Annotated in this window: 21 protein-coding genes; 10 read left to right on the top strand and 11 right to left on the bottom strand. The window is 72.3% G+C overall.

What is annotated here, in order from left to right; translation table 11 throughout:
• Positions 1–2: 2 nt before the first annotated feature.
• The gene (locus ABT118_RS21835) at positions 3–899 is read right to left on the bottom strand and encodes a DMT family transporter (protein ID WP_350671407.1); all 897 of its coding nucleotides are present in this window, start codon (positions 897–899) and stop codon (positions 3–5) included.
• Between ABT118_RS21835 and ABT118_RS21830 the strand changes: the two genes are divergently transcribed.
• Positions 898–2,352, top strand: coding sequence for an aminotransferase-like domain-containing protein (locus ABT118_RS21830; protein WP_350671405.1), 1,455 nt, complete (start codon positions 898–900; stop codon positions 2,350–2,352). The two genes, ABT118_RS21835 and ABT118_RS21830, sit on opposite strands and share 2 nt — an antisense overlap.
• Positions 2,353–2,362: 10 nt before the next feature.
• Entirely contained in the window at positions 2,363–3,232 is an 870-nt protein-coding gene (locus ABT118_RS21825) for an Fpg/Nei family DNA glycosylase (RefSeq protein ID WP_350671404.1), read from the top strand.
• A 7-nt stretch (positions 3,233–3,239) separates the two neighbouring features.
• Here the strand turns inward: ABT118_RS21825 and ABT118_RS21820 are convergent, their stop codons facing one another.
• A complete protein-coding gene (locus ABT118_RS21820) occupies positions 3,240–4,283 on the bottom strand; it encodes an NAD(P)-dependent alcohol dehydrogenase (RefSeq protein ID WP_350671402.1) in 1,044 nt (347 codons plus the stop codon).
• A 132-nt stretch (positions 4,284–4,415) separates the two neighbouring features.
• Here ABT118_RS21820 and ABT118_RS21815 point away from each other — a divergent pair, with 132 nt between their 5' ends.
• Entirely contained in the window at positions 4,416–5,255 is an 840-nt protein-coding gene (locus ABT118_RS21815; RefSeq protein WP_350671401.1) for a helix-turn-helix transcriptional regulator, read from the top strand.
• 60 nt (positions 5,256–5,315) lie between these two features.
• Here ABT118_RS21815 and ABT118_RS21810 read toward each other — a convergent pair whose 3' ends face one another.
• Entirely contained in the window at positions 5,316–6,656 is a 1,341-nt protein-coding gene (locus ABT118_RS21810; RefSeq protein WP_350671398.1) for a M14 family metallopeptidase, read from the bottom strand.
• A gap of 204 nt (positions 6,657–6,860) precedes the next feature.
• Between ABT118_RS21810 and ABT118_RS21805 the strand changes: the two genes are divergently transcribed.
• Together ABT118_RS21805 and ABT118_RS21800 are read left to right on the top strand one after the other, a co-directional pair.
• Positions 6,861–7,889 (top strand): phosphatidylinositol-specific phospholipase C domain-containing protein, encoded by a 1,029-nt coding sequence (locus ABT118_RS21805; RefSeq protein WP_350671396.1) that lies wholly within the window; start codon positions 6,861–6,863, stop codon positions 7,887–7,889.
• 83 nt (positions 7,890–7,972) lie between these two features.
• Positions 7,973–9,163: an aminotransferase-like domain-containing protein gene (locus ABT118_RS21800; RefSeq protein WP_350671393.1), complete on the top strand. Its 1,191-nt coding sequence runs from the start codon at positions 7,973–7,975 to the stop codon at positions 9,161–9,163.
• Between the two features lie 68 nt (positions 9,164–9,231).
• Here the strand turns inward: ABT118_RS21800 and ABT118_RS21795 are convergent, their stop codons facing one another.
• Entirely contained in the window at positions 9,232–11,787 is a 2,556-nt protein-coding gene (locus tag ABT118_RS21795) for a collagenase (protein WP_350671390.1), read from the bottom strand.
• 253 nt (positions 11,788–12,040) lie between these two features.
• On the opposite strand from ABT118_RS21795, the gene ABT118_RS21790 reads away from it, so the two are divergent.
• Positions 12,041–12,472 (top strand): hypothetical protein, encoded by a 432-nt coding sequence (locus ABT118_RS21790; protein WP_350671388.1) that lies wholly within the window; start codon positions 12,041–12,043, stop codon positions 12,470–12,472.
• Here the strand turns inward: ABT118_RS21790 and ABT118_RS21785 are convergent.
• Positions 12,466–13,215: a metallophosphoesterase gene (locus ABT118_RS21785; RefSeq protein ID WP_350671386.1), complete on the bottom strand. Its 750-nt coding sequence runs from the start codon at positions 13,213–13,215 to the stop codon at positions 12,466–12,468. The two genes, ABT118_RS21790 and ABT118_RS21785, sit on opposite strands and share 7 nt — an antisense overlap.
• 203 nt (positions 13,216–13,418) lie before the next feature.
• On the opposite strand from ABT118_RS21785, the gene ABT118_RS21780 reads away from it, so the two are divergent.
• Complete coding sequence (locus ABT118_RS21780) at positions 13,419–14,894, top strand: M1 family metallopeptidase (RefSeq protein WP_350671383.1); 1,476 nt, start codon at positions 13,419–13,421, stop codon at positions 14,892–14,894.
• A gap of 51 nt (positions 14,895–14,945) precedes the next feature.
• Here the strand turns inward: ABT118_RS21780 and ABT118_RS21775 are convergent, their stop codons facing one another.
• Positions 14,946–16,442, bottom strand: a complete 1,497-nt coding sequence (locus ABT118_RS21775; protein WP_350671381.1) for an alkaline phosphatase family protein — start codon at positions 16,440–16,442, stop codon at positions 14,946–14,948.
• A 245-nt stretch (positions 16,443–16,687) separates the two neighbouring features.
• On the opposite strand from ABT118_RS21775, the gene ftsX reads away from it, so the two are divergent.
• A complete protein-coding gene (gene ftsX, locus ABT118_RS21770) occupies positions 16,688–17,590 on the top strand; it encodes a permease-like cell division protein FtsX (RefSeq protein WP_350671378.1) in 903 nt (300 codons plus the stop codon).
• 7 nt (positions 17,591–17,597) lie between these two features.
• Here the strand turns inward: ftsX and ABT118_RS21765 are convergent, their stop codons facing one another.
• A complete protein-coding gene (locus tag ABT118_RS21765; RefSeq protein ID WP_350671376.1) occupies positions 17,598–18,350 on the bottom strand; it encodes a GntR family transcriptional regulator in 753 nt (250 codons plus the stop codon).
• 110 nt (positions 18,351–18,460) lie between these two features.
• Between ABT118_RS21765 and ABT118_RS21760 the strand changes: the two genes are divergently transcribed.
• On the top strand, positions 18,461–19,522 hold the full coding sequence (locus tag ABT118_RS21760) for a DUF6081 family protein (RefSeq protein ID WP_350671374.1): 1,062 nt from the start codon (positions 18,461–18,463) through the stop codon (positions 19,520–19,522).
• Between the two features lie 30 nt (positions 19,523–19,552).
• On the opposite strand, the gene ABT118_RS21755 is transcribed toward ABT118_RS21760, so the two are convergent.
• The 4 genes from ABT118_RS21755 to efeO all read right to left on the bottom strand — a co-directional run bounded on the left by ABT118_RS21755 (position 19,553) and on the right by efeO (position 24,087).
• Positions 19,553–20,710: a magnesium and cobalt transport protein CorA gene (locus ABT118_RS21755; protein WP_350671372.1), complete on the bottom strand. Its 1,158-nt coding sequence runs from the start codon at positions 20,708–20,710 to the stop codon at positions 19,553–19,555.
• A 77-nt stretch (positions 20,711–20,787) separates the two neighbouring features.
• Positions 20,788–21,615 (bottom strand): iron uptake transporter permease EfeU, encoded by an 828-nt coding sequence (gene efeU / locus ABT118_RS21750; RefSeq protein ID WP_350671369.1) that lies wholly within the window; start codon positions 21,613–21,615, stop codon positions 20,788–20,790.
• A gap of 36 nt (positions 21,616–21,651) precedes the next feature.
• The gene (gene efeB / locus ABT118_RS21745) at positions 21,652–22,932 is read right to left on the bottom strand and encodes an iron uptake transporter deferrochelatase/peroxidase subunit (RefSeq protein WP_350671363.1); all 1,281 of its coding nucleotides are present in this window, start codon (positions 22,930–22,932) and stop codon (positions 21,652–21,654) included.
• A 15-nt stretch (positions 22,933–22,947) separates the two neighbouring features.
• Complete coding sequence (gene efeO, locus ABT118_RS21740; protein WP_350671361.1) at positions 22,948–24,087, bottom strand: iron uptake system protein EfeO; 1,140 nt, start codon at positions 24,085–24,087, stop codon at positions 22,948–22,950.
• Between the two features lie 240 nt (positions 24,088–24,327).
• On the opposite strand from efeO, the gene ABT118_RS21735 reads away from it, so the two are divergent.
• Positions 24,328–24,939 carry a hypothetical protein gene (locus ABT118_RS21735; protein WP_350671357.1) on the top strand — a complete coding sequence of 204 codons (612 nt, stop codon included), beginning with the start codon at positions 24,328–24,330 and terminating at the stop codon, positions 24,937–24,939.
• The last annotated feature ends 22 nt before the right edge of the window (positions 24,940–24,961 follow it).

Below are 24,961 nucleotides of genomic sequence, written 5' to 3'. Positions count from 1 at the left end.
GGTCAGCTGCGCGCCCGCTGGGTGACGGCGATGCAGGCGAGCACCCCGACCGCGGCCAGCGGGGCGGCCGCAGCCGGGGTCTCGCCGAGCAGCAGGACCGCCCAGCCGAGGGTCAGCAGCGGCTGGGCGAGCTGGAGCTGACTGGCCTTCGGGACGCCGATCGCGGCCATCCCCCGGTACCAGAGCACGAAGCCGCCGAACTGCGAGACCGCCGCGATGTAGGCCAGGCCGGTCAGCGCACGGACCGTCAGGTGCACCGGTTCGGCGGCCAGCGCGACGGCCGAGATCACCGCCAGCACCGGGGCCGCCGCCAGCACGCCCCAGGCGATCACCTGCCAGCCGGGCATCTGCCGGGCCAGCCGCCCGCCCTCCGCGTACCCGGCCGCGCAGACCAGCAGCGCGCCGGCCAGGTAGAGGTCGGCCAGGCTCAGCGACCCGCCGCTCTGCTGGAGCACGAAGGCGATCACCACGGCGGCCCCGGCCAGCGCCGCGCACCAGAAGGTCCGGGACGGGCGGGCGCCCGAGCGCAGCGCCGCGAAGCTCGCGGTGGCCAGCGGCAGCAGCCCGATCACCACGGCGGTGTGCGCGGTGGAGGAGACCTGCAGCGCCAGCGTGGTGAGCAGCGGGAAGCCGAGCACGCAGCCGCCGGCCACCACCAGCAGCCCGGGCCAGTGCCGCCGGGCGGGCACCGGGACCCGGCCCAGCGTCAGGGCGAGCGCCGCGACGGCGGCGGCGAGCAGGCCGCGCAGGCCGGTGGAGGTCCAGGGGCCGAAGCCGTCGAGCGACCAGACGGTGGCCGGGAAGCTGAGCGAGAAGGAGACCACGCCCAGTGCCGCGAGGACCGTCCCGCTCTTGACCGCTATCGTGCTCGGGCGAATAGCGCTATCGTGTGCTGTCATGACCGAGCGTAGCAGTGTGGGTGAGCTGGCCGCCATCCTTCGAGCCGAGGTGAACCGCTACTCCGAAGGAGAGAAGCTGCCGTCGAGCCGGGCCCTGATCGAGCGGCACCAGGTGAGCCCGGTGACGGTCTCCCGGGCGATCGCCGCGCTGGTCGCGGAGGGCCTGGTGGTCTCCCGTCCCGGCGCCGGGGTCTTCCGGGCCGGGCGGCGGGCGGCGGCCGTGGGCCACGGCGACGTCTCCTGGCAGGAGGTCGCGCTCAGCGCCGAGACCTCCGGCGGACAGGACCGGCGCACCGACGCCACCGGGGTGCTCGGCGCCCTCGCCGTCCAGGCACCGGACGTGCTGGACCTGAACAGCGGCTACCTGCACCCCTCGCTCCAGCCGGAGCGGGCGCTGGCCGCCGCACTGGCCCGGGCCGGGCGGCGGCCGGGCGCCTGGGGCCGGCCGCCGGTGGAGGGTCTGACCGAGCTGCGGGCCTGGTTCGCCCGGGAGATCGGCGGCCCTGACGGTGCGTTGAGCGCCTCGGACGTGCTGATCACGGCGGGCGGGCAGAGCGCGCTGAGCACCGCGCTGCGCTCCCTGGTCGCGCCCGGTGCGCCGGTGCTGGTGGAGTCCCCCACCTATCCGGGCACCCTGGCGGTGGCCCGGGCGGCCGGGCTGCGGCCGGTCCCGGTGCCGATGGACCGGGACGGCGTACGGACCGGGCTGCTGGCCGAGGCCTTCGCCGCGACCAGGGCCCGGGCCTTCGTCTGCCAGCCGCTGTTCCACAACCCGACCGGGGCGGTGCTCTCCGCCGAGCGGCGGCACGAGGTGCTGCGGATCGCCCGGGCGGCGGGCGCGTTCGTGGTGGAGGACGACTTCGCCCGGATGCTGGTGCACGACGACGCACCGCCGCTGCCCCCGACGCTGGCGGCGGACGACCCGGACGGGGTGGTGGTGCACGTCCGCTCGCTGACCAAGATCACCTCGCCGAGCCTGCGGGTCGGTGCGGTGACCGCGCGCGGCCCCGCCTTCGAGCGGCTGCGCGCCGTCCAGGCGGTGGACAGCTTCTTCGTGCCCCGGCCGCTCCAGGAGACCGCGCTCGAACTGGTCGGCTCCCCCGCCTGGGCCCGCCAACTGCGGGACACCCCGACCGCCCTGGCGGAGCGTCGGCGGACGGCGGTGGACGCGCTGGCCCGGCTCTGCCCCGAACTGCTCGACCAGCGGATCCCGTACGGCGGCTACCACCTCTGGCTGCGGCTCCCGGACGGGGCCGACGACCGCGAGGTGGCCGCCGCCGCCCACCGCAACGGGGTCGCGGTGACGCCGGGCCGCCCGTACTTCGCCGCCGAGCCGCCCGCCCCGCACCTGCGGCTGAGCTATGCCGCCCCGCGCAACCTGGCCGAGATCACCGAGGGCGTCACCCGGCTGGCCAGCACTCTGGACGGCCGACCGTCCGGGGGCTCCGCCTAGACTGGGCACTATGCCCGAATTGCCGGAAGTCCAGGCGCTCGCCGAGCGGATCGCCGAGGCGTGCGAAGGCCGGACCGTGCAGCGGGTCGACGTGCTGTCGATCCAGGTGCTGAAGACCTTCGACCCACCGGTGACGGCACTGCACGGACAGCCCGTCAGCTCGGTGACCCGGCACGGGAAGTTCCTCGACCTGCTGGCCGGGGACGGTCCGCACCTGGTGCTGCACCTGGCCCGGGCCGGCTGGATCCGGCACCGCGCCTCGTTCACCGACCGTCCCGGCGGCGCCCGGCCGGGCCGCGGTCCGCAGGCGCTGCGGCTGGTGCTGGACGACGGCTCCGGCTTCGACGTCACCGAGCAGGGCACCACCAAGCGGCTGGCCGCCTACGTGGTGACCGACCCTCAGCTGGTGCCCGGCGTCGCGCGGCTCGGCCTCGACCCGCTCGGCCCGGACTTCACCGGGGAGCGGCTGGCCGGCCTGGCGGCCGCGCAGCGCCACCGGCTGAAGACCTTCCTGACCGACCAGGCCGTACTCGCGGGCATCGGCAACGCCTACTCGGACGAGATCCTGCACGAGGCCAGGCTCTCCCCGTACGCGCTGGCGCCCGCGCTGACCGGGGAGCAGCTCGGCCGGCTGCACACCGCCGTCCGGCAGGTGCTCACCGCCGCGCTGGAGCGGGCCCGGGCCACCACCGCCGACGCGCTCAAGGCGGAGAAGAAGGCGGGCCTGGCGGTGCACGGCCGGGCCGGTGAGCGCTGCCCGCGCTGCGGGGACACCGTGCGCTCGGTGAACTTCGCCGAGTCCTCGCTGCAGTACTGCCCGAGCTGTCAGACCGGCGGCCGGGTGCTGGCCGACCGCCGGCTGTCCAGACTGCTCAAGTGAGGACCGGTCAGAACGTCGAGGTGTCGATCACGAAGCGGTAGCGCACGTCGCCCGCCAGCACCCGCTCGTACGCCTCGTTGATCTGCTCCACCCCGATCGTCTCGATCTCGGAGCCCAGGCCGTGCTCGGCGCAGAAGTCCAGCATCTGCTGGGTCTCCCGGATGCCGCCGATCATCGAACCGGCCAGCTGCTTGCGGCCGTTGATCAGGGAGAACATGTTCACCGAGGCGGAGTCGGCCGGGGCGCCGACGTTGACCAGGGTGCCGCCGGTGCGCAGCAGGCCGAGGTAGGCGTCCAGCGGCAGGACGGCCGAGACGGTGTTGACGATCAGGTCGAAGGTGCCGGCCAGCTCGGTGAAGGTGGCCGGGTCGGCGGTGGCGTGGAAGTGGTCGGCGCCCAGCCGCAGGCCGTCCTCCCGCTTGCGCAGCGACTGGCTCAGCACGGTGACCTCGGCGCCCATCGCGTGGGCGATCTTGACGCCCATGTGGCCGAGGCCGCCCAGGCCGACGATGGCGACCTTCCGGCCCGGGCCCGCGTCCCAGCGGCTGAGCGGCGAGTACAGGGTGATCCCGGCGCAGAGCAGCGGGGCCGCCTCGGCCAGGCCGATGCCCTCGGGGATGCCCAGCACGTAGTTCTCGTCCACCACGATGTGGGTGCTGTAGCCGCCGTAGGCGGGCTGTCCGTCGGAGCCCTCCGGGTAGGTGGCGGACATCCCCTTGGCGCAGTACTGCTCCTGCCCGGCCAGGCAGTTGTCGCACTCCCGGCAGGAGTCGACGAAGCAGCCGACGCCGACCCGGTCGCCGACCGCGTACCGGGTGACGCCGGGGCCGACCTCGGCCACCACGCCCGCGATCTCGTGGCCGGGCACCATCGGGAACAGCGCCTGGCCCCAGTCCTCGTTGACCTGGTGGATGTCGGAGTGGCAGATGCCCGCGTACTTGATGTCGATCAGGATGTCGTGCTCGCCCACCGGCCGGCGCGGCACGGTCACGCGCTCCAACGGCGCCTTGGGCGCGGGGGCGGCGTACGCGGAGACGGTCGTGGTGCTCATGGAAAGGTGCCCTTCGGTCCGGCCTGCGGTTTCGCTCCCCATCCTGGCCCGGCCCGCACGGGTTACCCAGCGCTCCGCGTCACCTGGGAACCGGTGAACCTGGGTCTGGCGGAACCACCTTAGGATCAGGGCATGGGCAACAAGGCGGAACTCGGAACCTTCCTGCGGTCGCGACGCGCCCGGCTGAAGCCGGAGGACGCCGGCCTGCAGCAGTACGGCGAACGGCGCCGGGTGCCCGGCCTGCGCCGGGAGGAGCTGGCCCAGCTGGCCGGCGTCAGCGTGGACTACTACGTCCGGTTCGAGCAGGGCCGGGCGGAGAACGTCTCGGACGCGGTGGTCGAGGCGGTGGCCACCGCACTCCGGCTGGACCGGGCCGAGCGGCAGCACCTGCTGCACCTGGTCCGTCCGGACGTCACCGGTGCGCGGCCCGCGCAGCAGGTCCGGCCCGGGCTGCGGCGGCTGCTGGAGTCGATGCCGGACACGCCCGCGGTGGTGGTCGGGCGGCGGACGGACATCCTGGCCTGGAACGAGCCGTTCGCCGCGCTGATGCTGGTGGACCTGGCGATGCTGACCCGGGATCAGCGGAACATGACCTGGCTGCACTTCTGCGACGAGCGGCTGCGCGGCCGGTTCGCGGAGTGGGGGTGCAAGGCCCGTGACCTGGTGGCGATCCTGCGGATGGACCTCGGGCGGCACCAGTGCGACCCCGGCTACACCGACTTCATCGAGTGGCTGGCCGAGCAGAGCCCGGAGTTCAAGGAGCTCTGGGCCGACCTGGAGGTCCGGGAGAAGACGCACGGCAGCTACCCGATGTGGCATCCGGCGGCGGGCGACTTCACCCTCTCCTACGAGACCATGCGGATGCCGGACGACCCGGACCAGACCCTGGTGGTCTACACCGCCGAGGCCGGCTCGCCGTCCGCGGCGGCGCTCCGGCTGGTCGTCGACGGCGTGAAGGCCCCCGCGCTCTGACGCCCCGTCGGCCGGGACCCGGGCAGGCCCGGCCGACGGGGCGCGTTCAGGGCGTCCCGGTCAGGACGCGATGCCGCAGTACTGCTGCTGCTTGCCGATCGCGCGGTACATGCAGTCCGCGGTCTCCAGCAGCTTCAGCACGGCCTCGCGGTTGCGGCTGGTCTCCCGGCCGATCACCTCGTCCGCCGGGTAGAAGCCGCCGTTGCCGGAGGCCGGGAACATCTCGAAGGTGTACGCGAAGACCCGCTGCGAGCCCCACAGCCAGTCGTCGATCGTGCCGTCGGTGATGTACAGGTCGCTGGACTGCTCGGGGGTGTAGCCGTTGGTCGCGGCCATCGCCTTCCCGAAGGTGGCGAAGGTGTTGTACTCGTCGGCCGACATCCCGGTGGCGGTCTCGTTGTACGTCCAGCCGAACGGCCAGAGCACCAGCTCGCTGTAGGTGTGGAAGTCGATCGCGGCGGTGATCTGCTGCTTGCCGCCGACGATCCGGGTGCGGACGAAGTCGGCCACCACCTTGACCTCCTTGGCGGACTCCGCGGCGGGGCCCCGGTAGGTCTCGCTGGAGGTGGAGCCGGAGGAGCCGCCGCAGCAGCCGAACTTGTAGTTCCAGTTCCGGTTCTGGTCGGTACCGACGTTGCTGGAGCCGGAGTTGGGCTGCCGGTTCTTGCGCCAGCTGCGGTAGCTGCCGGTGGCTATGTCGTACTCGCCGCCGTCCGGGTTGATGTCCGGCACGATCCAGATCTCCCGGCTGTTCACCACGCCCGCGATCCGGCTGTCGGTGGCGTACTTGTCGCCGAACTCGTGCAGCAGGTAGAGCGCCATCTCGACGGTGAGGTGCTCCCGGGCGTGCTGGTGGGCGGTGAACAGCACCTCCGGCTCGGCCTCGTCGGTGCCGACGTTGTCGCTGATCTTGATCGCGAACAGGTCCCGGCCCTCGTAGGACTTGCCGATCACCTGCTTGCTCATGATGGTCGGGTGCGCCGCCACCACGGCGTTGATGTCGGCGGTGGCCTCGGCGTAGTTGTGGTAGTTCGAGTCCTTGGACGGGAAGTCGTTGATGGTGATGCCCAGCGCCGGGTCGTTCTCCGGGCCCGGCAGTGCGGTCAACTTCCAGCCCTGGGACCGGAGTCGGCGCGCCTCGGCGGCGGTGGCGGAGACCACCACCGACTGGGCGTCCACCTCGTCGATCGAGACGCCGACGGCGGCGATCGCGGTGCGCTCGCCGACCGTCCGGGGCCCGTCGATGGCGTACTGGGTGACCGTCTCGTCCGCCACGGCGGACGAACTCTCGTGCTGTGGTGCGGGTTTGGCGCTGGCCTCGGAGGCGAGCGGCATCGCCAGGGCGATCGCGAGCAGGGCGGCAACAGCCGCAGCGGGCTTTCCGCGACGGGGCAGTCGCATGACTGTCCTCCTGTGGGGGGTCCGGTAGGACGGATGGAGGGAGGAGCTGCGGCGCGCGCCAACCATGATGGTGAAGCCAGTGTCATGCTTAGGTCAAGGCCAGTCGTGGCGAAGTCTTCTGCCAGATGTACCTGTCATGTCATCTGGCGTCCGCTCGGCTGCCCGATCCTGGCCTTCTCCCAACCCCCCTACCAGGAGCCCCCGTTGAGCCTTCGCCGGATCGCCACCGCCCTGCTCGCCGCCACTGCGGCCACCCTGCTGCCGATCGCTCCGGCACAGGCCGCCACCGACCTGCCGTTCGCCGGGGCCACCACCGTGGGGCTGCACAACACCTACGACCCGGCCGCCTTCCCCCAGTTGGCGCGTGCCCTGGACACCGGCACCGGCCTGATCGAGCTGGACGCCTGGACCGACACCGTCACCAAGGAGTGGAAGGTCAGCCACTCCAACCCGCTCGGCAACAGCAACAACTGCGTCGCGGCCACCGACGCCTCGCAGCTGTACGGCGGCGGCACCAACAAGAACCTGGAGCACTGCCTCGACGACGTCCGGCTCTGGCTCGGTGCGCACCCCCAGGCCGGCCCGCTGGTGGTCAAGCTGGAACTCAAGGGCGGCTTCGCCGCCAACCGCGGCATGGGTCCGGCCCAGCTCGACGCACTGATCGCCGCCCACCTGGGCAGCACCGTCTTCCGCCCGGCCGACCTGCTGGGCTCGTACCTGACCCTGGACGCCGCCGCCCGGGCCGGCCACTGGCCGAGCCGCTCGGCCCTGGCCGGACGGGTCCTGGTCGACCTCATCCCCGGCACGGTCGAGGAGCAGAACCCGTTCGACACCCTGCACACCGACGTGGAGTACGGGCGCCACCTGCGGGACCTGGCGGCGGCCGGGCGGATCGGGCAGGCCCAGGTCTTCCCGGCGGTGCACGGCGCCGCGGCGGGCGACCCCCGGGGCCGGTACGCCGAGACCGGCATCCGCCCGTGGTTCGTCGTCTTCGACGGGGACGCCGCCACCTACCTGGCCGGGGGCATCGACACCTCCTGGTACCGGACCGGGAACTACTTCCTCGTCATGACGGACGCCCACAACGTCGCCCCGGCCATCTCCGGCACCGCCCCCACCGCCGAGCAGGCCCGGGCCCGGGTGGCCCAACTGGCCGCCGCCCACGCCAGCCTGGCCACCAGCGACTGGCGCGCACTGCCGGAGATCCAGTCGCTGGTGCTGCCCCGGGGCTGACGCCGGCCCACGCCGCGGCGGCCGGCGGCTCAGATGGTGGAAAGGCATCGATCCGAACGGTGGAGTGCTCGTAGGCTCCGGCCATGACCCGAGCCGAACTGCCGCCGACCGCCGCCCGCGCCTCCGCCGTCGGTCCGTCCGCCGTACGCGAGATCCTCGCGCTCACCGCGCGCCCCGAGGTGATCTCCTTCGCGGGCGGCCTGCCCGCCCCCGAGCTGTTCGACGTGGCCGGCCTCCGGGCGGCCTACGACCGGGCGTTCACCGAGGTCCCGGACCGGGCCCTGCAGTACTCCACCACCGAGGGCGACCCGGAGCTGCGGACCGCGATCGCCGCCCGGCTGACCGCACGCGGACTGCCCACCGGCCCGGACGAGTTGCTCGTCACCACCGGCTCCCAGCAGGGCCTGACCCTGGTCGCCACCGCCCTGCTGGAGCCCGGCGACGTGGTGCTGGTGGAGGACCCGGGCTACCTGGCCGCGCTCCAGTGCTTCGCCTTCGCGGGCGCCCGGGTGGTGCCGGTGCCCACCGACGACGGCGGCCTGATCCCGGACGCGCTGGCCGAGCTGGTCGCCCGGGAGCGGCCGAAGCTGCTCTACCTGGTGCCCACCTTCCAGAACCCGACCGGCCGCACCCTGGACACCGCCCGCCGCCGGGCGGTGGCCGAGCTCGCCGAGCGGCACGGCTTCTGGGTGGTCGAGGACGACCCGTACGGCGAGCTCCGCTACGACGGTGCGGCCGAGCCGTGGATCGCCGGACTCCCGGCCGCCGCCGACCGCACCCTGCTGCTCGGCTCGTTCTCCAAGATCCTCGCCCCCGGCCTGCGGCTCGGCTTCCTGCGCGCGCCCGCCGCCCTGCGCCGCGCCTGCGTGATCGTCAAGCAGTCGGCCGACCTGCACACCTCGACCATCGACCAGGCCGCCGCCGCCCGCTACCTGCGCGACGCGGACCTGGACGCCCACATCGGCCGGATCCGCGCCGCCTACCGCGACCGCCGGGACGCGCTGCTCGGCGGTCTGCCCAAGGCCCTTCCCGAGGGCAGCAGTTGGAACCAGCCGTCCGGCGGCATGTTCCTCTGGGTCCGGCTGCCGGACGGCCACCACGCGACCGAGCTGCTCGGGACCGCCGTCCGGCACGACGTCGCGTACGTCCCCGGGGCGCCGTTCTACGCCGCCGACCCGGACCACCGCACGCTGCGGATGTCGTTCACCACCCACAACCCCGAGGAGATCGGCGAGGGCCTGCGCCGGCTCGCCAACGCCTTCGCCGAGGGCTGACGCCCCGACAGCGCCGCCGCCCCACCCCGGGAACGGGGTGGGGCGGCGGTTCAGCTGGTGCGGGCGGCTCAGAACGCGGTCGTGATGCTGACCTTGTCGAAGGAGGCCGCGGCGAACAGGCTCAGGTAGACGTAGCCCTCCTTGGGCTTCTTGATCGTCAGGGTCTCGCTGTTGCCGTTCTTCACCGAGCGCTGGGTGAAGTTGGTGGTGGTGGCCCAGCCGGTCGGGCTGTAGTACAGGTCGGCGTTGCCGGTGCCACCGGTGACGGTGACCTTGATCGAGGCGGTGCCGGCCGGGACGTACAGGTAGAAGTAGCTGTAGTTGCCCACCGTGTTGGACACGTTGGTGCGGCGGCAGTTCTTGCCGAGCACCCGGGTGTCGTCGGCCGGGGAGCACTCCGGCAGGCCCGGGACGGCGACCGTGACCGGCTTGCTGATGGTGTTGGTCGCGCCCTTGTTGTCGGTCACGGTGAGCTGGACGGTGTAGGTGCCGGCCGCGGCGAAGGTCTTGGCCGGGTTGGCGGCGGTCGAGGTGGTGCCGTCACCGAAGTTCCAGGCGCGGGAGGCGATGGTGCCGTCCGCGTCGGTGGAGGCGTCGGTGAAGTTCACCGCGAGGCCGTTCACCAACGCCGTGAACCCGGCCACCGGCGCCTGGTTGGCGGGCGGGACGGGGGTGCAGTCGCCGGTCGCGCACTTCGCCAGCCAGGAGGCGAAGTCGGCGTCGTAGCGGGTGCCGATGGTGGAGGTGAGCAGGGTGCGGGCGGCCGCCCAGTTACCGGTGCGGTAGTACCCGAGCAGCGTGGTCACGTCCGCCGGGTGCGACTGGATCAGGTAGCGGACCGCCAGGTAGCCCCACTGGTAGACCCGGGTGGAGTCCGAGTTGTCGTAGGTGGTGTCGAACAGGGTGGAGAGCTTGTAGGTGTTCTTGGCCGCCTCGGTCATCGCCTTGTCGTACGCGACGTTGCGGTACGAGTAGGAGATGTACTCGGCGAAGCCCTCGACCCACATCACGGTCGGGGTGGTCATGCCGGCGTTGAAGTCGCCGTACATGTCGAACCGGCCGTCGAGGTAGTGGGTGTACTCGTGGTTCAGGTTCCAGATCTGGAAGTCCGGGCGGACCCACTCGGCCTCGTAGGCGATGAAGCGCGGCTGGTTGCCGGCCGCGGCCGGGTTCCCCTCCAGGTACATGCCGCCGTTGTTGGTGCTGATCCCGAAGATCGAACCGGCGTAGGTCTGGTAGTCCGCGCTGGAGTCGAAGGCGGTGACCTCGATGGTGGTGTTGTTGTCGTTCGCCACCGCCCCGCTGTCCTTGACCACGCTGTGGAAGTAGGCGTCCTGCTTGGTCAGGCTGGTGCAGGCGGCCGTCAGGTCGGCCGGGCTCATCTGCTGGGCGACGATCCGGATGCTCGGGCTGCAGGTGTAGTTGACCGTCAGCACGGCGGCGCGGAGCCGGTTGCCAAGGTCGCAGCTGTTGTAGTACGAGCAGTCGGTCGCGTCGTACTCGTTGGCCATCTCGGCCATCGGGACCCAGATCGAGGCGGTCCGGCCGGTCATCGAGGTGCGGTCGAGCAGCTGCTTGAGCAGCGGCTTGACTGCCCCCTTCAGCTCCGGGTGGATCAGGAAACGGCCCAGCTCCCGGCCCGAGTTGGCGGCCAGGTAGGACTTGGAGGTGCCGAGCAGGTCGTCGTGGGCGATCGCGAAGTCGCGCAGCACGGTGAGCACGCTCAGGTCCGCCTGCACGGCGGGCAGGAAGTCGTCGTTCTGGTGGCCGCGGAACAGGATGGTGTAGCTGTTGTTGACCGCGGCGACCATGTAGTACGAGCCGTCGTACGAGCTGTTGTAGCCGGTCAGCATCCGCTTGACCAGGCTCAGGTAGCGGGCGTTCTCCGCGGCGCTGTCGACCAGGATGACCGCCTCGGAGAGGGTCGCCCCGTTGGCGTCGTTCACGTCCGCGGTGCGCGGGGCGGCGAAGAAGGTGTCCAGGGCGCCCTGGATCGAGCTCTTCAGGGCCGGGCCGTACGCACCGACGGTGGAGGCGTTGTACCACTGGACGAAGTAGCCGGCGCGCAGGAAGAGCACCAGCTGGCCCGCCGAAGTGCTGTTGTCACCCGGGTAGTTGGAGGCGGTGCTGCGCAGCGCGTCGGCCACCGAGACCATCTGTGCCTCGCGGAACGCGGCCTGCGCGTTGGGGCCGGTCAGCTGGAACAGGGTGTTGATGCAGCCCAGCTCCGAGGCCTTGATCTGGCTGACCAGGGCGGCCCCGGTCTTGGAGGTGAAGTCGGCGACGTTGCAGGCGGCCGCGGTGCCGGCCGCACCGGCCGACAACTGCGGCTTCGCCGGGGCCTTTTCGCGCTTGCTGGGGTCCTGCACCGCGCGGAGCGGGGCCCGCTCGGCGAGGGAGCTCGGCGCCTTGGCCTCCTCGGCGGCGGCGTCGGCGGCGGCCGGCACGCTGGCGGCCTGCGGAGCGGCGCCGGACCTCGGCGCGGGCGCGGGGGTCGGCTGCGGGCCCTTGGCTCCGACGGCCGCGGCCTGGCCTGCGGGCGCGAGCAGGGTCAGCCCGAGACAGCAGATCAGGGCGGCTATCAGCAGCCTGACGACGTCTTTCGTCGTGGGGGAACTACGCATGAGGGTGGCCTCCGGGCCGGTCTGCGGCCGTGCTTGGGGGCACGGCAATGGGGGATGCGGACCGTGGCAGCGACGGGAGTTGAGGATTCCCGGTTCTGTCGTGAACACGGTGGGGAGTGTGACATGTACCATTGCATACATCACATGGCTGCGGAAGGGGTTCGGCGCCACGGCCCGGACCGGCCCGGCGGACTGACGGAGTAGCCCGAAATTCCCGGCCGCGCAGCGGTGATCGGTGCCACCATGTCCCGCTGTGACGACCTGGCAGCCCCGCCTCCTCCGCACCGCCGTGCTGGCCCCCCTGTGCGTGGCACTCACCACGGCCGCCCACCACGCCTGCTCCGGTGCCGAACTCCCGCTGCCCGCGCTGGCGCTGGCCTTCGCGGGCACCGCCGTCTGCACCTGGCTGCTGGCCACCGCCCGCCCCTGCATCCGCCTCACCGGCGCCTGGATGACGGCCACCCAGATCGCCCTGTACGCAATCTTCGACCGCGCTGCGGCGCACCGCCCCGACCGGCTGCTCGACCTGGCCGACCCCGCCGTGCCGGCCCACGGCCTCTCCCCCACCCTGGCCCTGGCCCACCTGCTCACCGCGCTCGCCTGCACCCTGCTGCTCTGGCGCGGCGAGGCCGCGCTCCGGCGCGCGTACCGACTGCTGGCCCGGCTCCCGGCGGCCGGCTACTGACCGCAGCTCCGGATGTGGGTGGTCAACCGGCCGTCGTCGCCCAGGACATGGAAGGCCAGCGCCGGCGGCAGGTCGTGGTGGACGTGGCTGTCCGGGGCGGGGCGGGACTCCCAGGGCAGGCGGGCGGTGGAGACCACCCCCGGGGCAACGGTGAGCGGGCGGCCGGCGAAGGTGGTCACGGCCGAGACGTGGGCGTGGCCGCACAGGAAGGCGGCGACGTGCGGGTGACGGGCCGTCAGGGCGGCCAGCCGGTCGGCACCGAACTGGCGCAGACCGTCCAGGTAGGGGATGCCCAGCAGCACCGGCGGATGGTGGAAGGCCACCAGCACCGGCACCTCGACCGAGCCGAGGGCCCGGTCCAGCCAGTCCAGCGTGCCGTCGTCCAGCCGGCCGTCGTCCCGGCCGGGGATGGTGGAGTCGCAGAGCGCCACCGCGAACCGGGGGGTGACGTGCAGCCGGTTCAGCGGCGCGGCCGACGGGTCCTGCCCGAGCAGGTCGGACCGGAACGCGGACCGGTCGTCGTGGTTGCCCGGCAGGGTCAGCAACGGGTGCCTGGTGTCCAGGAGTTCGCGGGCCAGCCGGTACTCGGCGGGCAGGCCGTGATCGGCGATGTCACCGGTGACCAGAACGGCGTCGAGGTCGTAGGGCAGCCCGTTCAGGTGCTCCAGCACCGCCCTGGTCCGGTCGGTGGCGCGCTGCGAGCCGTCGAGGTGGGTGTCGCTCAGGTGGGCGATCACGATCATGTCCGTGGATCCTTCCGGCCGGGTACCTGCCCGCGACGCTAGCCAGCCGCCGGCCCGGCCGGAAGGTCCGGCGCCGGGTCCGGGGCCGGGTCCGGGGCCTTGTTTCCTAGCATGAACATTTCATAACGCCTACGACGGATCACCTCCGCCGCACCGCCATCCGTCCTACGGTCGGTCAATCCCTTGACGACAACGGAGGACCCGTGCGCAAAAGGCTGACCGTCTCCGCGATCCTGGCCGCCGCCCTGCTCCTGGCCGACCCGGCCACCGCCGCGACCGGGGCCATCGGTGCCTCCGGCGCCGGGGACAGCTACTACCCGCAGTACGGCAACGGCGGCTACGACGTCTCGCACTACGACCTGCGCCTGACCTACCAGCCCGCCACCGACGAACTCCAGGGCACCGCAACGCTGCTGGCCACCGCCACCCAGGCGCTCTCCCGGTTCAACCTGGACTTCGCGCTCGACGTCCAGGAGGTGCTGGTGAACGGGCGGAAGGCCCGGTTCGCGTCCACCGGCGAGCACGAGCTGGAGATCACCCCGGCCGTCCCGCTCGCCAAGGGGCAGAGCGCGACCGTGGTGGTCCGCTACTCCGGCGTGCCCTCCACCGTCACCGCGTACGGCTTCACCGCCTGGCAGCGCACCCCGGACGGCGGGGTCGCGGCCGGGGAGCCGGAGTCCGCCTGGTGGTGGTTCCCCAGCAACGACCACCCCTCCGACAAGGCCACCTTCGACGTCTCCGTCCAGGTGCCGGACGGCACCCAGGCGATCAGCAACGGCGCACTGGTGTCGCAGAGTTCACGGCTGGGCTGGACCCGGTACAACTGGCGCCAGACCAAGCCCCAGGCCACCTACCTGGCCACCCTCGCGGTCGGCCGGTTCGAGCTGAACACCTCGGTCAGCGAGGGCGGCATCCCGGTCATCACCGCCTACAGCCGCGACCTCGGCGACAACGCGGGCGCCGCCCGGGCCAGCCTCGAACGCACCGGGGAGATCACCGACTGGCTCAGCACGCAGTTCGGCCCGTACCCCTTCGCCACCGTCGGCGGCTACGTCCCCAACACCCGGCCCGGGTACGCCCTGGAGACCCAGAGCCAGGTCTACTACAGCCCCCGGATCTTCAACTCCGGCTCCAACACCTCGGTCGTCGTGCACGAGATCGCGCACCAGTGGTACGGCGACAGCGTCTCACTGAACCGGTGGAGCGACATCTGGCTGAACGAGGGCTTCGCCCGCTACGCCCAGTGGCTCTGGTCCGAGCACGAGAACGAGGGCACCGCGCAGGAGCTCGCCGACTGGGTCCGGGCCTCCCACCCCGCCGACGACCCGTTCTGGACCGTGCTGCCCGGCGACCCGGGCCCGGACAACCAGTTCCACCCGGCGGTGTACGACCGCGGCGCGCTGGCCGTCCAGGCGCTCCGCAACGAGGTCGGCGACCAGGCCTTCTTCGCGGTCCTGCGCGGCTGGCCGGCCGAGCGCAAGTACGGCAACGCCACCATCGCCGACTTCCGCCGGTACGCCGAACGCACCACCGGGCGGCCGCTCGGCGACCTGCTCCGGACCTGGCTCTACACCCCCGCCAAGCCCGCCGACGGCACCGCGCTGCGCGCCACCGCCGCCCAGGAGCCCAGGTCCTGGCAGAAGATCAGGGCCACCGACACCCTGCACGACGCCCGCTGACCGGCCCGCCCCCGTCCGGTGCCGCGGCACCGGACGGGGGCGGCTCCGGGGTCAGACGCCGTAGACCCGGACGTTGTCGACCACCCAGTACCAGTTGTTGCTGCCGGTGTAGCGGAAGCGGAGCTGGAGGTTGGTGGCACCCGCCGGAACGGTCAGGGTGTGGGTCTGACGGCCGTTCACCAGGCTGGTGTACGAGGCCAGGGTGACCGGGGCGCCGCCGTTCCAGGACGCCAGCACCTTCGCGGTCTGGGCCCCCTCCTGCTGGTAGTAGGAGGTGTACTCGACCTTGACGGTGGCCAGGCCGGAGACCGGGTAGGCCGGGCTGACCAGCGTGGTGTCGTAGTTCCCCGAGAAGGACTTGTCGGCCCACTCGTCGGAGTCGGCGACCGCGAACACGTTCCGGGCCCGGACGTTGAGCTCGCGGTACTGGTCGCGCTGGGTCCTGGTCCAGAACTCGTCGGTGGTGAACGACCAGCCGCGCCACTCGGTGACCCCGCCGGTGCCCATCGCCGAGTTGTCGACCGACCAGCCGCTCGGCGCGGTGTGGGTGAAGCCGAGCACCCCGGCCGGGATGCCGGTCTCGTCGACCCGGCCGGTGAGCTGCGGGCGCAGCGCGTCGAAGGCGTCCGGGGTGAGGGTGGAGACCGGGACGCCGTCCAGGCCCCAAGCCGGGTCGATCGCGATGCCCAGGTGGGCCAGCGCGGTCGGCGCGATGTCGACCATCCGGACGTCGTAGCGGACCGAACCCGCCGCCAGGCCACCGCCGTTGGCGATGACGAAGGTCTGCCGCTCCTCCCAGGTCGAGCCGCCGTGGCCGCCGGTCGGGGTGTGGCCGTGGTCGGCCGTCACCATGATCAGCCAGTCCTCCTGGGCGTAGGTCGCCCGGGCCCGGACGGCCGCCACGATCTGGCCCACCTGGCCGTCCACGCCCTTGATCGCGTCCAGGTACGCCTGGCTGGCCGAGCCGCTGGCGTGGCCCGCGTGGTCGACGTTGTCGAGCTGGAGGAAGACCGCGTCCGGGTTGCCGTCCCGGAGCTTGGCCACCGCGCGCGAGGTGGTGCCGGTGTCGTACTCGGCGCTCGGGGTGGCCACCCGGGTGTCGACCGCGGCGGAGTAGATGGTGTTGGGGATCGCCGCCCAGGAGGCCACCACGTAGGTGGACAGCGCCGGGCGGGCGTTCTCCACCCGGGTCAGCCAGTCCGGGTAGGCCGCGAAGTTCGGCGCGGTGAAGTTGTTGTCCTTGACGTTGTGCTTGTCCGGCCAGACGCCGGTGGCGATGGTCGACCAGCCGGGGCCGGACGAGGTCTCCGCCATCGGGTTGGCGTACAGGCTGCCGGCCGAGGTCATGCCGCCGGCCATCAGGGCGTCCAGGTTCGGCGCGTCGGCGTCCTTGATCCGGTTCAGCATCGTGCCGTCCAGGCCGATCACCAGCACCTTGGGGGTGAGGGCGGCGGTGGCGGCGAAGGCGGTGCGGGCGAGCGGGCCGGTCGCGAGTGCGGCCGCGGCGGTGCCGAGGAGCAGGCTGCGCCTGGGGAGTCCTGCGGTCACGTCGTCCTCCTGAGGGAGCGTCAGAGAGCTGGGGAGCGGGGCGCGGACCACACTCGGGCCGCCCGGTGGCGCCGACCCGCCCAGTCGCCGTACCGGATGTGAACAGCGCCGTAACTTCGGTCCAGACCCGTTATCCTTCCGTGACATCGGTTGACCTCAAGCGCGCGGCTGGCATGATCGCTCCGTGCCCGACCGACGCGCGCCGCCGAGCCCGCGCCGGATCAGCTCTGCAGTGGGGGGAATCCATGCGCGCCCAGTTCGTCCTGTCCGAGATAGCCGTCGGCCTCCGGCGCAACCTGACCATGACCGTCTCGGTCGTGATCAGCGTCGCCCTGTCGCTCGCCCTGGCCGGGGCCAGTCTGCTGGTGCGGGACCAGGTCGACGCGATGAAGGACTACTGGTACGACAAGGTCGAGGTGACCATCTACTTCTGCACCAAGACCGACCGGGCCCCGCAGTGCGCCGGGACCGCCGCCACCGACCAGCAGATCGCGGACGTGAAGGCGCGGCTGGAGAAGATGCCGCTGGTGCAGGAGTTCACCTTCGAGAGCTCGGCCGAGGCCTTCAGGCGCTGGCAGGAGCGCAGCCCCGACAACCAGCTGATCCCGGCGGTCCGTGCGGAGGCACTGCCGCAGTCCTGGCGGGTCAAGCTCACCGACCCGACCAAGTACGAGGTGGTGCAGAGCGCCTTCGGCACGCTGCCCGGCGTCGGGTCGGTCCAGGACCAGAAGAAGGTGCTGGAGAAGCTGTTCAAGCTGCTCGGCACGCTGCAGAAGGGCGCCTTCGTGATCATGGCGCTGATGCTCTTCGTCGCCCTCTCACTGATCGTCAACACCGTCCGGGTGTCGGCCTTCAGCCGGCGGCGCGAGACCGGCATCATGCGCCTGGTCGGCGCTTCCAACCTGCACGTCCAGCTGCCGTTCATCGCCGAGGCCGCGATCGCCGCCCTGCTGGGCTCCGCGCTGGCCTCCGGCCTGCTGGTCGGCGGGCACTACGTCCTCCGGCGGGCCCTGGCCGAGCAGTTGAAGTTCATCGACTTCATCGGGCTGTCCTCGGTGCTCTCGGTGATCCCACTGCTGCTGGTGGCCGGGACGGGCATGGCCGCGATCGCCGCCTTCCTCACCCTGCGCAGGCACCTGCGGGTCTGATCCGGCCTCAGGCCTGCGGCTCCAGCCGGGTGGTGAAGCTGAACCGGTCACCCCGGTAGAGCGAGCGGACCCGCTCCAGCGGGGTGCCCTCGGTGTCCCGGGTGAGGCGGTGCAGCAGCAGCATCGGGAGGGCCGGCGGGGTGCCGATCAGCAGGGCCTCGCGCGGGGTGGCGAGCACCGTCTCGATCCGTTCGTCGGCCGCGCCGAACCCGATCCCGAGCTTCTCGGTCAGGAAGGCGTAGAGCGAGGCCCCGGGGTCGAACTCGTCCTCCAGGAACGGGACCCGGGCCACCGCGAGATAGGTGCTCTCCAGCCCGACCCGCTCGCCGTCGGCGAGCAGCACCCGCTCCAGGTGCCAGACCGGTGCCCCGGGCTCCACCCGGAGCTGGTCCGCCAACTGCCCGTCCGCGCCGAACCGCTCCAGGCCGATCAGGGTCCGGCCCGGCACCCGGCCCTGGCGGCGCACGCCCTCGGTGTAGCTGGCCAGCGAGAGCGGCTGCTCCAGCTTGGGCCCGGCCGCCACCGTGCTGCGGCCGCGGCGCCGGACCCGGCCCTGGATCAGCAGGTCGCGCAGCGCCTGCCGGAGCGTCTCCCGGGAGACCTCGTACCGGGCGGCCAGCTCGCGTTCGGTGGGCAGCGCGCCGCCCTCGCCGAGCTGGTCCAGCAGCGCCTCGAGCTCGGCCTTGACGGCGTAGTACTTGGGCACCCGGCCGTGCTCGGGGATACCGGACCGGATCGGGGAGCCAGGAGCGTCGTTCACCCCGCCATCCTCCCAGCAGAACTGACGGAGTCCCCGGGCGGCCCTGGCTGCACCCGAACCCGCACCGGCACCCTGGGGTCGACCACGGACCGACCCACGGGAGTCACCAAGTGCACAGGAACATACGGCGGGCGCTGCTGAGCTGCGCGGCGGCGCTCTCGGTGGCCGCGGGCACGGTCGCGCTGCCGACCGGCGCGGCGGCCACCGGGACGCCCGCCGACGGCCGCTACTTCAAGGTCTGGGACAACTTCCGCAACGGCTTCGACAGCACCGGCCCGGACGCCAGGTGGAGCCTGTTCGCCACCGGTGACCGCCCCCAGGGCGACGGGGTGCCGACCACCTCGGCCCAGGGCCTCACCGTCGTCCCGCCCGGCCGCAACCCGGTCACCGGCAAGCCCGCCTTCAGCTACTCCACCGGCCAGGAGAACGCGGGCGGCGCCGGCACCGCCGACCACGTGAAGTGGTACGCCTACGCCAACCACACCGCGAGCACCGGCTACGCCGGCTTCGACGCGGTGCCCGGGCAGCGGCTCAGCTGCGGCGCGCGGATCTCGGCCCGCAGCTACGGCAACGAGCAGCACCCGTTCGGCGCGAACGTCACCGACCCGCAGACCGACCTCCGGCTCGGCGCCGGCGCGGTCTCGATGGTGGACTTCGAGAGCCTGATGGTGTTCGACTTCTTCATCACCAACGGCAAGCTGTACGCCTTCTACGAGCGCCTGCCGCAGCCCGGCCGCACCTACGCCGCGTTCTCCTACGCGCTGCCGGTGGCCGACCGGTGGCCGGGCCAGAAGCACGACCTGTCGATCTCCTACGACCGCTCGGCCGGCACCGTCTCGTACCGGGCCGACGGCCGCGAGGTCTACAAGGTCAGCACGCTGGGCTTCCGCCCGGCCGACCGCAGCAACCTGGTGCTCGACCTCGGCGGCACCGAGGAGCGGGTGACGCCCCGGCAGCTCTCCTGCGGGATCGCGATGTTCGCCATCCTGGACGGCGCGGGCCCGAACGGGCGCGGCCTGGTCCGGCTGACCGACCAGGACACCTACTACGCCCCGCGCACCGGCGCGCCCACCCCGCAGACCTTCGCGGACGAGCAGAGCCTGCCCGGCAACCGGCTCTGGGGCCAGGGCGGCCGGCTGGACGTGGAGCGGGTCACCGTCTCCTCGCTCTGACCCCCCGTCGAGCGCCGCGGCCGGCTCCCGTCAGAGCCAGTCGCGGCGCTTGAACACCAGGTACAGCCCGAGGCAGACCAGCGCCATCAGCCCGATCGCGAACGGGTAGCCGAACCCCCAGCCGAGCTCCGGCATGTGCTCGAAGTTCATCCCGTACACGGTGCCGATCAGGGTCGGGGCGAACAGGATGGCGGCCCAGGAGGAGATCTTCTTGATCTCGTTGTTCTGCGCGTGCCCCGCCTCGGCCAGCTGCTTCATCTCCTCGTTCTGCGCCTGCGAGACCAGGGTGGCGTTGACGGTGAGGATGTTCTGCAGCATCTGCCGGAAGCCGTCCACCCGCTCGGCCGCGGTGGTGGCGTGGTCGGCCACGTCGCGCAGGTAGCGCTGGAGCTCCTCGTCGGTGCCGTACTTGCCGAACCCGGCCTCCAGGCTGGCCATGATCTGCAGCAGCGGCCGGGTCGAGCGCTGGAACTCGATCACCTCGCGGGAGAGCTCGTAGATCCGGCGGGAGACCTTGGGGTCGCCGCTGAAGACCTCGGTCTCGATCTCGTCGATGTCGTGCTGGAGCCCGGCGATCACCGGGGCGTAGCCGTCCACCACCGCGTCCAGCACGGCGTACAGCACCGCCTCGGGGCCCAGCGCCAGCAGCTCGGGGTCGTGCTCCAGCCGGCGGCGGACCACCGAGAGGTCCGGGGACTGCGAGTGGCGCACCGTCAGGACGAACTGCGGGCCGACGAAGAGGTGGATCTCGCCGAAGTCGACCTGCTCGCTCTCGTCCAGGTAGCGGGCCGCCCGGAGCACCACGAACAGGGTGGCGCCGTAGCGCTCCAGCTTGGGCCGCTGGTGGGCCACGATGGCGTCCTCGACCGCGAGCTCGTGCAGGTCGAACCGCTCGGCCGCCTCCAGCAGCTGCTCCTCGGCCGGGCGGTAGAGGCCGATCCAGGCCATCGTGCCGGGCTCCCCCGGCACCTGCCGGTACACCTCGGCCAGGCTGTCGGCACCCGCGATCCGGTGGCCGCTCCGGTAGACGGCGGCGTCCACCACCGAGCGCTCCAGGTGCACCCCTTCGCTGCGGCTCTCGGAGCGGGGGTCCATCGAGTGCTCGGGGGCCGGCTCCGGCGGCTGGTCCGGAGTACGGGAGAACGGACGCATGCTCGCGCGCGCCGCGCGCGAACGCCAGTCGGACATGGGCAGAACCTCCGCCGCCCAGTCTCACGCCCGGGGACCCGCCGCGCACCCGAAGACACGCGGCGGGTGGCGAGCCGTCAGCTCGCGGTGGCCGGGGCCTTCGCGGGGGCGCCGGGCTTGCGCAGGAACAGGAACAGGGTGGGCACCACGTACAGCGCCCAGGCCCAGACCTGGAGCTTGCTGGGGTCGGGCTGGAAGTTGAAGACGCCCTTCAGCAGGGTGCCGTACCAGCTGTCCCGGGGGATGGTCGAGCTGATGTCGAAGGCCCGGTTCGCCAGCCCCGGCAGCAGGTCGGCCTCCTGGAGGTCGTGCAGGCCGTACGCCAGCACGCCCGCCGCGACCACCACCAGCATGGCGCCGGTCCAGGTGAAGAACTTGGCCAGGTTGATCTTCAGCGCGCCCCGGTAGAACAGCCAGCCGAGGAACACCGCGGTGAGCAGCCCGAGGCAGGCGCCGACCAGCGGGCGGATGCCGTCGCCGGTGGCGTCCACCGCGGCCCAGATGAAGAGCGCGGTCTCCAGGCCCTCCCGGCCGACCGCCAGGAAGGCGGTGAACACCAGCGCACCGGTGCCCATCGCGACGGCCGCGTCCAGCTTGCCGTGCAGCTCCGTCTTGAGGTGACGGGCCGTCCGGCGCATCCAGAACACCATCCAGGTGACCAGCCCGACCGCGACGATCGACAGCGTGCCGCCGAGCGCCTCCTGGGCCTGGAAGGTGAGCTGGCTGGAGCCGAACTGGAGCAGGGCGCCGAAGGCCATGCTCAGGCCGACGGCCACGCCGATGCCGGTCCAGACCGGGGCGAGCGCCTGCCGGCGCCCGGTCTTGACCAGGTAGGCGATCAGGATGCAGACCACCAGGCTGGCTTCGAGACCCTCGCGCAGGCCGATCAGATAGTTGCCGAACACGCGGGTGTCCTCCTGTGCTTGTGGGGTGGGGGCAGGTCAGCCGAAGAGCGACTGACCCCACCACTCGCCGGGCTTGCGAACCCCCGGCGGGCAGGCGAAGTGCGCCGAACCGACATGCTGGATGTACTCGTTGAGCGCGTCACTGGCGGCCAGCTGGCGCTGCACCGGGACGAAGGCCTTGCGGGTGTCGCGCTGGTAGGCGAGGAAGAACAGACCCGCCTCCAGCCGGCCGAGACCGTCCGAGCCGTCGGTGAAGGAGAAGCCGCGGCGGAGCAGCTTGGCCCCGCTGTTGCTGTCCGGGTGCGCCAGCCGGACGTGCGAGTCCTTGGGCATCGCCGCCAGGTCGGGGGCGTCGTGCTCCTTCTGCTTCCCGAACGGGGCACCCTCGCGCTTGGTCCGCCCGAAGATGTCCTCCTGCTCGGCGAGCGGGGTGCGGTCCCAGGTCTCGATGTGCATCCGGATCCGCCGGGCCACCAGGTACGAGCCGCCGGTCATCCACTCCGGGCCGTCGCCGGGCGCGGCCCAGACGTGGTCGGCCAGGGTCGGGGTGTCGGTGCCCGCGATGTTGTGGGTGCCGTCCTTGAAGCCCATCAGGTTGCGCGGGGTCTGCGCCTCCGGGGTGGTGGAGGAGGTCTTGCCGAAGCCCAGCTGGGACCAGCGGACGGTGACCACGCCCATGCCGATCCGGGCCAGGTTGCGGATCGCGTGCACCGCCACCTGCGGGTCGTCGGCGCAGGCCTGGATGCACAGGTCGCCGCCGCTGCGGGCCGGGTCGAGGTTGTCGTGCGGGAAGGCCGGCAGGTCGATCAGGCCCTCGGGCCGCTTGCCCTTGAGGCCGAACCGGTCCTTGCCGTCCTTCTCGAACAGCGTCGGCCCGAAGCCGATGGTGAGGGTCAGCCGGGCGGCGGGCAGGCCGAGCGCCTCGCCGGTGTCGTCCGGCGGGGCCTCCGGAAGGTTGGTGGCGCCCGCGCCGACCTCGCGGCCGCCGGTCATCACGGCGGCCGCCTTGGTCCACTCCTTGAGCACCCGGATCAGGGCGTCCCGGCTGGTGGTGGAGACGTCGAAAGCGGCGAAGTGCAGCCGGTCCTGGACCGGGGTGGCGATACCGGCCTGGTGCTCACCGAAGAACGGGATGTCCGGGACCGCCTTGAGGGCTGCCTCGGCCTCCTCGTCGGAGCTGCGGGTGGCCGCGGCCACCGTGCCGACCGCAGCGGCGCCGAGCGCCACCCCGGCACCGGCCCAGCCGATGACGGCGCGTCGGCTGACCGCACCCTTGGACTCGGTGCCCGGCTCGGGCGTCTGCGTCTGCTCGCTCATGACTCTCCTCAGGTCTTACTTGACCACGACGGCGGCGGCGAGCTTGGAGAGCGGCTCGGCGAGCGCGTTGACCGCGTCCGAGAAGGCCTTGCGCTCGGGCTCGGCGACCTTGTCGTACGAGGTGTAGCTGCCGTCGGCCTGCTTGTACTTGGCCAGCATCGCCTGCAGATCGGCGAACTCCTGGTCCAGCGTCTTGGAGAGCTCCGCGTCCTTCTCGGCGGCGACCGGCTTGAGCAGCTCGTACGCCTTCAGCGCGCCCTCGACGTTGCCCGCGAAGTCGGACAGGTCGGTGTGGCTGTAGCGGTCCTCCTCGCCGGTGACCTTGCCGGTGGCGACCTCGTCCAGCAGCTCCTTGGCGCCGTTGGCCATGCTGGTGGCGGTGATGTCGGCGGTGCCGACCACCTTCTGCCACGCCTTCAGGTCGGTGACCAGCTGGTCGGCGAGCTTCTTGTCCGCGTCGGTGACCGCGCCGGCCTCCCAGAGCGACTTCTCCAGCTTGTGCCAGCCGGTCCACTCCTGGCCGGCCTCCAGGCCGTCCTCGCGGACGTCGGTCTTCGGGTCGATGTCACCGAAGCTCTCGGCCACCGGCTCGGTCCGCTCCCAGCCCACCCGGGACGGGGCGAACGCCGCCTTGGCGGCCGCCACGTCGCCGGCCTTCACGGCGTCGGCGAACTTCTGCACCAGCGGGATGGTCGCGTCGGCCTGCTCCTGGACGTACTTGCGGTACTCGGCGACCGCCTTGTCCAGGCGCGGGTCGCTCTTGGCCGCGGCGCCGTCACCGGTCACGGTGATCTTCTGCCGGATGCCGTCGCCGACCATGCCGGGCTTGCAGGCGACCTCGTACTCGCCGGCCTTGATCTCGGAGGTGATGGTGGCCTTGGTGCCGGGGCCGATGTTCTCGCGCTCCGCCACGATCTTGTCGCCGGCCGCGTAGACGTAGACCTCGGTGACCTTGGAACCCTTGTTCTGCACCGCGAAGTTGACGGCACCGGCCGGGAAGCTGGTCTTCGACAGCTCGCACGCGCTGTCCGAGGCGTTGACCTGGACCGCGCCGTCGGAGGAGCCGTCCTTCTTCTGCTCGGTGCACGCGGTCAGCGCGGCTCCGGCGACAGCGAGGGTGAGCAGCGCGGCGAGGTGCGGACGACGGACGGGCATCAGGACTCCACGGGCAAGGAACGGCTTGTGAGGGGCGGGCGGGAGCTACTTAGGACACCCTCACCCAGGAGTAAAGTAAGCCATGCCTAAGCAGTTGCCCACACCGGGGGTGGTCACAGATCGGCAAAGTCACCCGGGGCCGTTTCTGACGAAGGGTCGGTCGGGGACGAAGCAGGACCGACCTGACTGACCGGCCGACCCTGGTCCGGGCCGGGTGGCCGGGTCTGCCATCCTTCCGGGGTGCACACCGGCCAGCCCCTGTTCCGCGCGTTCCGCGCCCTCGCCTTCGCGGCGGTGTGCGCGGCCGCGTCGCTCGGGGTGCACCGGTTCGCGGGCGGGGCTCCGGTCCGGCCCGGGACGCTGCTGCTCGCGGTCGCGGCGGCGGCCGGCGGCGGATACCTGCTGGCCGGGCGCCGGCGCGGGCTAGGCCCGCTGCTCGGGGCCTGCTTCGCCGGCCAGTACGGCCTGCACCACCTGTTCGGGGCCGGCGCGGCACCGGCGCACACGATGGCGGCGCAGCAGCCGATGCACCATCACGGCGCGGCGCACGAAGCCCCCGCCGCGACCGAACACCTGGCGCTGGAACCGGAGATGCTCCTGGTCCACGCGCTGCTCGCGCTGGTCTGCGCCTGGTGGCTGGCCCAGGGCGAGCACGCCCTGGCCGGGCTGCTGCTCGGCGCGGCGGTCGCCGTCGGCGGCTGGCTGGTCCGGCTGGTCACGGCCGCGCCCACCGTCCCCGTCCGGCCCCGCCCGCGCGGGCTGACCGTCTGGGACAGCCCCGCGCCCGCGCTGCTCTCCCTGCTCGCCGCCGCCGTCTCGCGGCGCGGGCCACCCGTTCCCTCCTGCTCCTGAAGCCGGGCCCCGCCACGGGTGC

It is taken from the genome of Kitasatospora sp. NPDC002040 (assembly GCF_040296785.1).
In the GTDB taxonomy this organism is placed as follows: domain Bacteria; phylum Actinomycetota; class Actinomycetes; order Streptomycetales; family Streptomycetaceae; genus Kitasatospora.
Note: the sequence above shows the minus strand (reverse complement) of the source record. Positions and strands in the feature narration are given on the sequence as shown.